The 12,512-nt window shown below is 28.7% G+C and carries 11 protein-coding genes and 1 pseudogene; 7 read left to right on the top strand and 5 right to left on the bottom strand.

Annotated elements, in window-relative coordinates; all coding sequences use genetic code 11:
- Nucleotides 1–667, top strand: a 667-nt coding sequence (locus tag B2671_RS15510; protein WP_346871216.1) for an N-acetylglucosaminidase, incomplete at its 5' end; no start/stop codon positions are given.
- 63 nt (nucleotides 668–730) lie between these two features.
- Here the strand turns inward: B2671_RS15510 and B2671_RS15505 are convergent.
- Nucleotides 731–1,303 (bottom strand): hypothetical protein, encoded by a 573-nt coding sequence (locus tag B2671_RS15505; RefSeq protein WP_346871215.1) that lies wholly within the window; start codon nucleotides 1,301–1,303, stop codon nucleotides 731–733.
- Nucleotides 1,304–1,533: 230 nt separating this feature from the next.
- On the opposite strand from B2671_RS15505, the gene B2671_RS15500 reads away from it, so the two are divergent.
- Both B2671_RS15500 and B2671_RS15495 read left to right on the top strand, forming a co-directional pair.
- Nucleotides 1,534–3,093, top strand: coding sequence for a hypothetical protein (locus tag B2671_RS15500; RefSeq protein WP_346871214.1), 1,560 nt, complete (start codon nucleotides 1,534–1,536; stop codon nucleotides 3,091–3,093).
- Nucleotides 3,094–3,209: 116 nt separating this feature from the next.
- Nucleotides 3,210–4,775, top strand: a complete 1,566-nt coding sequence (locus B2671_RS15495; protein ID WP_346871213.1) for a hypothetical protein — start codon at nucleotides 3,210–3,212, stop codon at nucleotides 4,773–4,775.
- A 122-nt stretch (nucleotides 4,776–4,897) separates the two neighbouring features.
- Here B2671_RS15495 and cls read toward each other — a convergent pair whose 3' ends face one another.
- Nucleotides 4,898–6,352 (bottom strand): cardiolipin synthase, encoded by a 1,455-nt coding sequence (gene cls / locus B2671_RS15490; RefSeq protein ID WP_346871212.1) that lies wholly within the window; start codon nucleotides 6,350–6,352, stop codon nucleotides 4,898–4,900.
- Between the two features lie 200 nt (nucleotides 6,353–6,552).
- On the opposite strand from cls, the gene B2671_RS15485 reads away from it, so the two are divergent.
- Together B2671_RS15485 and B2671_RS15480 are read left to right on the top strand one after the other, a co-directional pair.
- Nucleotides 6,553–7,428 (top strand): YitT family protein, encoded by an 876-nt coding sequence (locus tag B2671_RS15485; protein WP_346871211.1) that lies wholly within the window; start codon nucleotides 6,553–6,555, stop codon nucleotides 7,426–7,428.
- A gap of 86 nt (nucleotides 7,429–7,514) precedes the next feature.
- Nucleotides 7,515–9,008 (top strand): leucyl aminopeptidase, encoded by a 1,494-nt coding sequence (locus B2671_RS15480; RefSeq protein WP_346871210.1) that lies wholly within the window; start codon nucleotides 7,515–7,517, stop codon nucleotides 9,006–9,008.
- Nucleotides 9,009–9,059: 51 nt separating this feature from the next.
- Here the strand turns inward: B2671_RS15480 and B2671_RS15475 are convergent, their stop codons facing one another.
- Together B2671_RS15475 and B2671_RS15470 are read right to left on the bottom strand one after the other, a co-directional pair.
- Nucleotides 9,060–9,245, bottom strand: a complete 186-nt coding sequence (locus tag B2671_RS15475; protein ID WP_035130839.1) for a hypothetical protein — start codon at nucleotides 9,243–9,245, stop codon at nucleotides 9,060–9,062.
- Between the two features lie 77 nt (nucleotides 9,246–9,322).
- A complete protein-coding gene (locus B2671_RS15470; protein WP_346871209.1) occupies nucleotides 9,323–9,526 on the bottom strand; it encodes a hypothetical protein in 204 nt (67 codons plus the stop codon).
- A 174-nt stretch (nucleotides 9,527–9,700) separates the two neighbouring features.
- Between B2671_RS15470 and B2671_RS15465 the strand changes: the two genes are divergently transcribed.
- Together B2671_RS15465 and B2671_RS15460 are read left to right on the top strand one after the other, a co-directional pair.
- The gene (locus B2671_RS15465; RefSeq protein WP_035130843.1) at nucleotides 9,701–10,276 is read left to right on the top strand and encodes a nucleoside recognition domain-containing protein; all 576 of its coding nucleotides are present in this window, start codon (nucleotides 9,701–9,703) and stop codon (nucleotides 10,274–10,276) included.
- Nucleotides 10,277–10,290: 14 nt separating this feature from the next.
- Nucleotides 10,291–10,824 (top strand): spore maturation protein, encoded by a 534-nt coding sequence (locus B2671_RS15460; protein WP_346871208.1) that lies wholly within the window; start codon nucleotides 10,291–10,293, stop codon nucleotides 10,822–10,824.
- A 99-nt stretch (nucleotides 10,825–10,923) separates the two neighbouring features.
- Here the strand turns inward: B2671_RS15460 and B2671_RS15455 are convergent.
- A pseudogene (locus tag B2671_RS15455) lies at nucleotides 10,924–12,310 on the bottom strand (MATE family efflux transporter).
- Between the last annotated feature and the right edge of the window lie 202 nt (nucleotides 12,311–12,512).

Raw genomic sequence — 12,512 nt, 5'->3', positions numbered from 1 at the left:
ATTTAGAGCGTTATATTCTGGAGATGCAAGAAAAACAGATATAGTACAATATTTAGAACCAAGCAGATATAAAAATGATAAAAATGGTATATATATGTTTATGAAACTAAACTTCATACAAGATATAAGTGTAAGTACGCTAAATAGTGTATTAATGGGTAAAGGGACATTATCTAATATGGGACAAGCATTTTACGATGCTTGTAAAACCAATAATGTAAATCAAGCCTATGCAGTGGCACATACACTATTAGAGACTGGAAATGGTACATCTACCTTGGCAAGAGGAGTAGACTATAAAAAAGAAGATGGAACTACCGTTAAGGTTTATAATTTCTTTGGAATTTGTGCCTTTGATAATTCACCAGTAAGCTCTGGAGCAGAAGCAGCCTATAAAAATGGGTGGACTTCACCAGAGGCGGCTATTAAAGGCGGTATTAAATGGATTGCTGAAAATTATATACATTCAGATAAAAATGCAAAGAACCCTAGACCAGCTCAAGATACGATATATGAAATGAGATGGAATGTTCATAATTACAATAGTCCATGGCATCAATATGCTACAGATATTGTATGGGCATATAAACAAGTAACTAATATTAAATTAATAATGGACAAGCATCCTAATGTTAAGCCACAATTTGAAATACCGGTGTATAAATAATAAGTATAGTATAAAACCCTAGTCATAAATTGACTAGGGTTTTCAAATTATAAAATCAATATACTAATCAATATTAAGAGCATTATCATTTCTATTAATTATAACTTTATAATTAAATTTTTCAGCATATTTCTTAAAATTATCAAAATTAAGAGGCTCTCTTTCGTTATCCTTAGTTATATATATATATATACTGCCAGGTGAATATTCATCACACTTGGGGATTAACTCCTCTTTTAATGCTGAGTCAAATAAAAGATTTAAGCCTAAATTTAATTCATTTCCTTTTAGTGAACTTAAACTTTCCAATCCTAAAGTAGACCCACTAGAATCTGTAATTTTAACTATCTTGTTTCTATTTATACCTATTTTGATATTGGAATCTAAAGAGAGGATTATATTAGCTCTAGGTGAAAAGAAGATAAAATAAATACAACTTAATACTAATGCGCAAATAGATATTAGTATTATAAATACTTTTATAAGATTTGACCTATCTACATATACAGTACCATCATAAATATTACCTTTGATAGGAGCTTTATCATTTCGCTCTAATGTAACAAATTCTTTATTATTTGTTACTATATAAACTTTATCATCATCAAAATTAATTACTTTACCAGATTTTCGCATATAAATACCTTTCATTAATTAAATTTACTTACAACATAAGTATATTTTACAATACAATTTTAAAATATAAAAGTAAAAATAATCATCATCATAAAAAAATATTTTATTACAAAAAAATATTATATTAGATAATATTTGCAAAAAGTGTTTGAATATTCAGTATACCGAGAGTATAATTTATACTAATAGATAAAAAAGGGGAATTATTAAGACCTTGGGGGAGAGTTAATATGAATAAAAAAAGGATATTATTTTTAAGTATAATAATTGGATTTTTAACAATTGTAATTGGTAATTATTTGAATAACTATAATTTATTGAAACAGCCACCGTCAGAAAAGTGGAGTAAAGAAGTAAAAATTGGAAGTGGATTAGGAAAGAATACACCAGTAATTATAAAAGAAGAAAATCGTTTATTAGTAGCATACGAGGACACTAAAAAGATTAAAGTATGTGAAACGGATTTAGATGGAAAAGAAATTGAAACTAAAGAATATGCTGTAGAAGAAGAATTGCTTAAAAATTTAATATTTACTAAAACTGATAAAGGATATATTTTGATTTATAATTCTAATAAATCAAGCATAGATTATTTAGAAAAGTTAGTTTTAGATGAAGAGTTAAATTTGGTGAAAAGAGAGATAGAAGAAGGAATTACATTTACTGAACAAATTGATAGTAAAAATATAGTTTTAGCCTATAAAGATAAAATTAAGGTAGTAAACACAGCATCAAATGAAAATATAGAAATACCAGTAGAAAATTTAAGTATGCTTACTGCCAATAAAAGTAAAGATGGACTGTTAGTATGTTACTTAGAAAAAGAGAAATTATTTAAAGGATTTACAGTTAAAGGTGGAAAGGCATCAAAGCCATTTCTCATCAAAGAAATGATTAAAACTGACAAAATTACTTATGGTGCAATGTCATTATCTTCAGATGCAGAAAATGGATATTTGCTTGTTGAGAAATATGATAGAAATGAATACTTTGCTACAGAAGTAATGGAGTTTCCTATAAGTGGAGGAGAGGGTCAGATTAGTAAGCTTGCAGTTGATAAATCCAGTTACGTTATAAATACTAAAGGAGCATATTCAGAAAATGGTGCAAGATTTTATGCCACCATGGGAGTACCTTTTGGTAAAAAGGAATTTCAAAAGGCTATAGTTTCTTTTGAAATAAAAAATGGTGAAGTTTCAAGTTCAGAGAAGATAACTAGACTAAGAGAATTATGTATTCATCCATATAATGATGAAGAATATATAGCATTTCTTAGTTTTGAAAAGGATGGAGTATATAGTGTTAATATAGCATCTAGTAATGAGAGGTTTAAGGATGCGAATAATGGACCTCGTAGAGATGAAAGATTGAGATCTCTTGGGTATGTAGTAGAAGGTTTTATGTTTAGTGTATCTTATATTATAATAATAGGATTTAGATGGATAGTTCCTGGTGTAGTTATAGCAGGAGCAGTATCTTTTATGGATTACAAATTTGATGATAAAAAGAAGAGGTATATGTATATCACACTAGCTGCTATTGTTGTAATAATGAAAATATATACTATAAATAAAGCTTTTTATGTGCAATATTCACACATGTTACCTACTATTTTAGCCCCATCATTTGTAGGCATATTAATAAACTCTTTAATTGGACTAGTTGTATATGGATATGGATATATGGTCTATACAGATGATATTGAGAGCATATTTCTAGGTAAGTTTAGTATATTCATGTTAATTGATGCATTGTTTACATTAATGATATTTGTACCGCTTATAATATAAAAAAGAGTTTAATTAGCAGTTAAAAAAAGATTATTTCTTATAATTAATTCAAGTAATATATTAAATTTATACAAAGTATATCCAGACTATATATAATAGTTTAAGGAGATGGAAAAATGAAAAAGAAAAAAATTATTTTAATTTTTCTTATTATTGTAACGTGTATATTAATACTTATTGGAAACTATAAAAATAACTATAACTTAGCGATACAACCACCATCTAGAACATGGAGTAAGGAAGTAAGTGTAGCAACTGCAACAACGAAAAATGCTCCAGTAATTTTGAAAGAAGATAATAGAATACTTGTAGCATACGATAATAATAAAAATCTTAATATTGTTGAAACCAATGCTGTAGGAGAAGTTTTGAATAATAAACAATATGAAGTTAATGAAGAATTAATAAACAATGTGTTACTCACTAAAAGTGTAGATGGGTATATACTAATGCTTAACTCTATAGAAGATTGTGAGGGATACTTATTAAAGATATATATAGATAAAGATTTAAATGAGATTAATAGAGAGAAGATTAAAGAAATAAATAGTACTTATCAATTAGATAATAACAATATAGTAGTTGCTTACAAAGATAAACTTGAGATAATAAATACAGTAGAAGATAAAATAGTATCTATTCCAGCAAAAAATACAGACATGCTTTCGGCCAGTAAGAATAAAGACGGTTTTCTAATATGTTATATGGAAGACAGCTCATATATTAAAGCAATTACATTTAATAAAGGTAGGGTTTCAGAACCTATATTAGTGGAAGAAATAGCTAAAAATAATAGAGTTACTTATAAGAATATGTCCTGTTCTTCAGATAGAGAAAATGGATATACAATGTTCGAACAATATGTAAAAGGTGAACTTCACTCTTGTAGGTTATTTGAGTTTCCTATAGCTGGAGGTGAGGTTAAGGAAAGTAAACCAAGAATTAATGAATCAAATGAACTAATAAATGCTATAGGAACTTACTCTGATGAAGAAGGTGGGAAGTTTTATTCTACAATAGATAATTCTTATGGAAAGAAAGAGGCAAGAAGAGGAATAGCATCCTTTGTTGTAAAGGATGGTAAGATAAGTAAAGTTGAGCCAGTTACAAGAACAAGAGGAGTATGCATTAATCCTTATGTAAACGAGGATTATATTAGTTACTTAAGTTTTAGAGATGAAGATTTATATGATGTTGTCATAGCATCAACAGATAAAGAATTTAAGGCTGTAAATAATTTACCAAGAGAGTCAGAGAAGAAAAGTGCACTTACTTATACTATTGAGGGACTGATGAATAGCTTTGTATGTATAATAATTGTTGGATTCCCATGGATAGCAATAGGTTTAGTTTTAAGTGGAGCAGTTACATTTCTAGATTATAAGCTGTCTAATAAGCAAAAGAAGATTGCATATATAATAGTAGCTATATTAACAACTTGTGCAAAGATCTTTTTTATAATAAAAATGTTCTATGTTAAATATGTATATATGTTACCACCGGCTATAGCCCCTATTTATATTGGTATTGCTTTATGTATATTAATAGCAGTTATAACATATAGTTATGGATACTGCACCTATACAAGTGAATTTGAGGGGATATTCATATCAAAATTTGCTTTAAGTTTATTAATTGATGCATTATTAACTTTGATGATATATGCTCCATTAATAATATAAAAAATTTAAACCGTCATATCTATTTTAAACTTCTAATAGTTATAGATATGACGGTTTATTTAATAATCACAATACTTTTGTTATAATCAATAAAGTTATCTATAGAATAACTAAAATGCTATTTATAGAATAGGAGATAGTAATCTAGATATAGCTTCCTTGAATTTAATTATTAGAGATCTATTAGAATAATGCTCAGGAGTAAGTAAAGTACTTTGCAATATATCTGCTTCAAAGGCTTTATCAACCACAGAGGTAGTTCTTGTACCATATATTATGGCATTAACTTCAAAGTTTAGATTAAAACTACGAATATCCATATTAGCAGTTCCTATAGTACACATTTTCCCATCTACGGATACCATTTTGCTATGGATGAATCCATTGTCGTAGGTGTAGCATTTGGCACCACATTCTACAAGTTCCCAAATATAAGACTTAGATGCCCAATAAATAAATGGATGATCTGGTTTACAAGGTATTATAATTTTAACATCTACACCAGATAGGCATGCTATTTTAAGAGCTGTTAAGATACTTTCATCTGGAATGAAATATGGAGTTTCGATATAAATAGAGTTTTCAGCTTTGTTTATTAGTTTAAGGTAAGTATTTCTTATACTACACCACTCTGAATCTGGACCACTAGAAATTATTTGAACAGCTGTATTATCTATATATTGCTTTGTAGGAAAATATTTTTCTTCCATAAAAAAGTCTTTTTTGCTTGCAAAACGCCAATCCATTAAAAATCGTACTTCTAAATAATTTACAGAGTCACCTTGAAGGTGAAGATGAGTATCTCTCCAAAAGCCAAATTTCTTAGATAGTCCTAAATATTCATCTCCTACGTTTAAACCTCCAACAAAACCATGTTCTCCATCTACAACACATATTTTTCTATGATTTCTATAGTTTATCCTCACATTTATATAAGGTATAAAAGGTGGAAAGAAGCAATACACTTCTCCACCGGCATTTACCAGTGGATCAAAAAAATGCTTTTTATTATGAATGCAACCCATACCATCGTAAAGAAGTTTAACTTCAATACCTTCCTTTGCTTTCTCCACTAAAAGATTAAGTATTTCAGTACCTAGGTTATCATCATTAAATATATAGTACTGAATATGAATAAAATTTTTAGCATTCTTTATACAATCTATCATGATAGGAAATTTTTCATTTCCATTATTAAGAATATCTACTTTATTATTATTAGTAACAATAAAATTATCACTATATAGATTTAAATTTATTACATCATGATATTCTTTTAATAGAGAGTTATTATTAACTATAGCTTTGTCGCTGAGAAGGCGCTTTTGCTCTTCAGAGAATTGCATAAGAACAGATTCTTCTTCCTTTTTTAGAACAAAGAATTTTTTGCGACGAAGATTTTGACCAAAGAATAAATACATTATAAAACCAATAAATGGTATAAACAACATTATCATAAGCCATGTCCAAGTATTACTAGTATTTCTCTTTTCAAATATAATTACAATTATAGCAAAAGCAATATTTACAACAAATATAAGGTTTATAATATTTAAAAAAACAGTATAATTACCCATAAAAACTCCTTATCATAATATAATAATTAAATTTTAGCATAACATATAAAAAATACATATAAAAAACTCTAAAAACTATATAATTATTATAATAATAAAAGTATAATTGAAATTAGTGTTTGCAACATGTATGATTCTATGCTATAAAACTAGTGTAACATAAATAATATAGTATAACATAAAGTAAACGGGAGGGCAAAATGAAGGAGTTTTCAAACAAAAGTGAACTTAAAAATTATCTAATGATAATGGTTGGTATAACAATACTGGCTATAGGAATAAACGTATACTATTCACCACAACATTTAGTTACGGGAGGAGTATCAGGTTTAGCTATTATATTAGATTATGTATTTAGCATTCCACTATGGTTAACTAATGTAATTGTAAATATACCACTATTTATAGTAGGAATAAAAATAAAAGGGATGGATTTTGCAAAAAAATCTATATTTGGAGCAGCTTTTGTATCTGTTGCCCTTTGGTATACTAGTTTTATACCGCCAGTTCAATCGGACTTATTAATATCAAGTGTATTTGGAGGCCTTTTTGTAGGAACTGGAGTTGGATTAGTATTAAGATCATCTGCATCAACAGGAGGTACAGATTTACTTGCAATAATTATAAAGCATTATTTAAAGAAAATACCTATAAATCAAATAATGATGTGCATAGATGGAATGATAATAGTAGTAGGTTTATTTGTTTTTGGCGTAGAAAAAGCCATGTATGCATTGATATCTATCTTTATAGTTTCTAAAGTAGTAAATACCTTAGTAGAGGGTGTAAATTACTCTAAAGAAGTACATATAATCTCAGAAAAGTCTGGTGAAATAGCACAAGAATTAATGAAGCACTTAAATAGAGGAATAACAAGCATAAATGGTAAGGGTGTATATACTGGAAAAAGTAAAGATATATTGTATATTGTATGCTCTACAGAAGAATTAATTGAGCTTCAAAGAATTGTAAAAGAAGTAGACACTGAAGCTTTTATAATAATAAATGATGTAAGAGAAGTAGTTGGAAGAGGGTTTACTCAGCCACAGTATGATGGATATAAAGAAGAAAAATAGAACATTATAGAAGGATTTAGAAAATAAGTATAGAAACTATTTAAGTATAGAATGTATATTCAGTTTTGAAAGGATAGGTGATTAAAATGAATATAAAAGTGGAGAACTTAAAAAATGTTCAATCACATAATAATTCCAAAGGTATATTTTTATTTGAAAGTTATATGGAATTACAACAAGGATTTTCATGTGACAAATTAGATAGTATCCTTAGTTGCTTAAGTGAAAGTAGAGAGTTCACTGGCAAAAAAGGAGATTTATATACACTAACTAATATAGAAGATGGGTCTATACAAAAAACTATACTTGTAGGTCTTGGTGAAAAAGCTAAGTGTAAAGTAGATAATGTTAGAAATAATACTTCTAAGTTAATCAAGGAAGTAATCAAACAAAAAATAAAAACTCTAGATTTACATGTGAAATCTATGGATTGTTGTTGTAATTATGAAAAAGTTAAAGCTATTACTGAGTCCATTATAATGACTACTTATAATTTTGATAAATATAAAAGTGATAAAAAAGAAGTACTATTAGGAGAAGTAAGAATTATATTTCATGAGGACCAAGATTTAGTTAAATTAAATGAAGCTGTAGAAGAAGGAAGACTACTTGCAGAAGGAAATTTAATTTCAAGAGAGCTTGTAAATGAGCCTGCTAATATTTTAACTCCAGAGGCATTGTCTAAAAAAGTTCAACAGTTAGGTCTTGATCATGGATTCCAAGTTGAAGTATATAATAAAGAAGAAATTAAAAACTTTGGTATGGAATCATTTTTATCCGTTGGTAAAGGTTCTTCAAATGAACCTAAGCTAATTGTAATGAGATATATGGGTGATACTGATAATAAAGAAAATATATTAGGTCTTGTAGGTAAAGGATTAACCTTTGATGCAGGGGGATATTGCCTAAAAACTGCAGGAAGTATGTGGACTATGAAGAGTGATATGGGGGGAGCAGGTGCTGTTATCGGTGCCATGTCTACCATAGCAAGAAAGGGATTAAAGAAAAATATTGTAGCTGTAGTGGCTGCTTGTGAGAATTTAATTTCAGGAGATGCATATAGACCTGGAGATATAATTAATACTATGAATGGTAAAACCATAGAAATTATAAATACAGATGCTGAAGGCAGATTAACTTTAGTAGATGCAGTTACGTATATAATAAGAAAAGAAAATGTAACTAAGGTAGTTGATATTGCTACTCTTACTGGTGCTGTAGGTGGTGCTATAGGAAGTGCCGCTACAGGAGTTGTAACTAATGATGATGAATTCTACTCACTTTTAGAGCAAGCTTCTTTACATTGTGATGAAAGAGTTTGGAGATTCCCAACCTTTGATGAATATAAAGAAAAAATAAAAACTGGTAATGCAGACTTAGTTAACTCAACTGGCCCTGTAGGTGCAGGAGCAATTACAGCAGGATTATTTATTGGTGAATTTGTAGAAGATAAGCCATGGTTACACCTTGATATTGCAGCTACAGCTTTTACATTACAGATACCAAATAGAGAATATTTCTCAAAGGGTGCAACAGGAGTAGGGTCAAGATTATTATATGAAATTGCTAAAAGATATTAATAAACATAAAAAACCTGTGTAAACACAGGTTTTTATTATGTAAATATTTAATTATAAGATACCTTCATTTTTAAGAACAGATTCAATCTCTTGGACTTTTTTAGCAAGAGAAATAAAGTTTTCTTTTATCATGTCCTCAGATACAGAATTAAATTTAATATTTTCTTCTAGTTTTTCAATAGTAGAAAGTGCTTCATCAATCTCTTTTTGTGCTTGCTTTAAATTAGTTTCATTCATAAAAAATCTCCTTTAGTTATTTATTTAATCTATACATTAAATGTTATCATTGAGAAGATTTAAATTCAACTATAAATTTATTGAAATGAATTATAGGAGTTAGTATAAGACTTATCAATTTTGCTACTATGAAGGGAGTATACTTCTCCATTAACTAAATCAATAACTTCTACAAGACCAGAATTATCGTAAACTTTTCTAATGAATAACTCTCTATTGTTATAATAACCAGTAGCTCCAGGGTTTTGATTTTTCATTTCTATTATTTCATTTAAATCCATAATGTACCTCCTAATATGATTTTTAGTAGTTTTTCCTAAACTGACAGTTTTTATGCATAATAAAATAGAGGATAGAATTTTCTATAAAATAAAAAGCTAAATATTATTTAAAGGAAGAACATATACATTACATATAAATATATTTTAATTTATTAAAGATATGGGAGAGTTTGTATGATAAATGTAATATGGTTCGGAATTTTATTTATAGGTATAGCTTTTGGCGTACTTACAGGAGATGGAGAGCTCTTATCTAAAACCATAGTATCAACTACATCAGATACAGTTAAGCTTATTATAGAGCTATTAGGAATGATGTGTCTTTGGTGTGGGGTGATGAAAATTGCAGAGAGAAGTGGACTTACAGACAAATTAGCCAGATTGTTAAAACCTATACTTAGAAGAATTTTTAAAGAAGCAGGAAAAGATGATAAGGCTTTAGGAGCTATAGTTATGAATCTTACAGCTAATATGTTTGGATTATCTAATGCAGCAACCCCTTTTGGTATAAGAGCTATGGAGGAAATGGATAGAATAAATGGGCATAAAGATGTGGCAAGCAACGATATGGTACTATTTCTAGTGTTAAATGCAGCCTGTATTCAGTTTGTACCAACTACAGTTGTTTCTATTAGAGCTGCATTTAATTCTGGAAATCCAGGTTCAATAATTCTACCAGCACTATGTACTACAACTTTTGCATCTATACTTGGAATTATTTTATGTAAGTTTTTACAAAGATACTTTTAGAGGAGGGATATGCTGTGGGAAATATATTTGATTATTTATTAAAGGGAATAATTCCAATAATTATAGGTGCTGTAGTACTATATGGTATTATTGCTAAGGTAAAAGTATATGAATGTTTTGTAGAAGGAGCTAAGGAAGGTATAAATGTATGTGTAAGGATTTTTCCTTATCTTTTAGCTATGCTTATAGCAGTAAATTGCTTTAGGGCTTCAGGGGCTATGGATTATGTTATAAACTTGATAAAGCCCGCTGTTAACGTGGTAGGTATACCTCCAGAAATCGTTCCATTGATATTTATAAAACCGCTGTCAGGTAGTGGAGCAATTGGAGTTTTCACAGATATAGTAAAAAGCTATGGGCCAGATTCTTTCTTAGGATTTTTATCATCCATAATAATGGGTGGTACAGAAACTATATTTTATACTATTACTGTGTATTTTGGAGCTGTTGGTATAAAGAAGGTAAGACACAGTTTATGGGTAGCTCTAATAGTTGATTTTTGTGCCGTACTATTAGCTGTTAATTTAGCTGTAATGTTAATGAAATAAAGAAAACTGAAAGTTGGGAAATAACAGTAAATGAAACTGCCTAATAAAGAACATTAGCATACTTTATTAGGCAGTTTTTAATATATAGCTATCAATATTTTAGTCTAGCTTTGTTATATGACTATTTATAGGTTTTAGTTTTTTTACATAGAATATATAAAGCAGAAGTCCGTCTACAGACCATTGAATTAGACATATAATCCAGAACACAGTTATTGATGTGCCTAGTAAATAAATGAATATAAATACTAGTGGAAGTCTTATAAACCAAGAGGTTATGAAGGCTATAGCAAATGGAGTTTTAGTATCACCATAACCTTTAAAAATTCCACCTACAATCATCGATAGTGCCATGGCAGGCTGTTCTGCAGCAGCTATCATTAAACAAGCTGCCCCAAGAGAAATAACTTCAGTATTACTACTATCTATAAACATTTTAATAAGTTGTGCTGGGAATATTAAGAATAGTAATGTAAATATGCACATTACACCTATTCCTAAAATCATAGCAGTACGACCATACTCTCTAGCTTTTTTATAGTCGCCTTCACCAACTTTATTTCCAACTAGAGTTGTAGCAGCAACNNGCAAATCCCCACCCAGGCATAAAAGAAATAGATTCTAAGGTTAAAGTGATTTGGTTAGCAGCAAAGGCGATGGTACCAAGATGCATAATCATCATACTTGTAAAAAGCCTAGCTAAACTATAGGCAGCTTCTTGCATTCCAGCAGGTACAGATAAAGAAGTAATATTTTTTATTCTAGCACCGCTGAATTTCTTTAAGTACTTAAATTCAATTTTTATTAGGGATTTTTTATAGGTATATATAGCTGAATAAATAAATCCTGATATATTAGCTATAGTTGTAGCAATAGCGGCACCCTTAACTCCAAGTTCTGGAAAACCAAGTAAACCAAAGATTAATATAGTATCTAATGAAAGGTTAACTACAAGCATAACAATAGAAACAATCATTGGAGTTTTAGTATTTCCATAGGATCTATTAACAGCATTTAACATACTAGATAACATATTAAAGGGCAAGCCAATACATACAATGTTTATATAAGTTGTACCTAATCCTATTATGCTTGGCTCAGCACCAGCTAGAATTAACAATTTTTTACTAAATAAGAATATAAATAGTGTAGTAGCCATACTTACTAGGAATCCTAAAGAAAATCCTAAGGTTGCGTATTCATTAGCCTTATCTAATTCTTTAGCACCGTATCTTCTTGCTACAATTGAAGTAATTCCAACAGATAAGCTTTGAGCAACTAAAATATTAGTAAAGGTATAAATAACTTCACTGGACATTCCTACAGTACTGACAGCAATATCCCCTCCATATTGACCTATAAGCATAGTATCAACAGTCCATATCATTGTATATAATAACATTTCTATTACAGCTGGTAAGGATAGTTTAAGTACATCCTTTACTGTAGATTTATTTAAATAAAGGTTCTTTTTTAATAATTCCATATAACTACCTCCTTTTAAAAAATTCCCTTTTAATTGCCTAATAATAATGTAAGAAAATTATGGCACATATATAATGATAATTCATATTTCCAAAAAAAAATAGATGTAATACAAATAAAAATAAATAAAGTGTAAAAATTCATAAAAGTGAATAAATGACTATATAAATATACATCTATAAAAATAGTAGTGCTAGTATACT

It is taken from the genome of Clostridium sp. UBA5119, from assembly GCF_002414285.1.
Lineage (GTDB): Bacteria > Bacillota > Clostridia > Clostridiales > Clostridiaceae > Clostridium_J > Clostridium_J sulfidigenes.
This window is presented reverse-complemented; position numbering and strand designations above follow the sequence as displayed.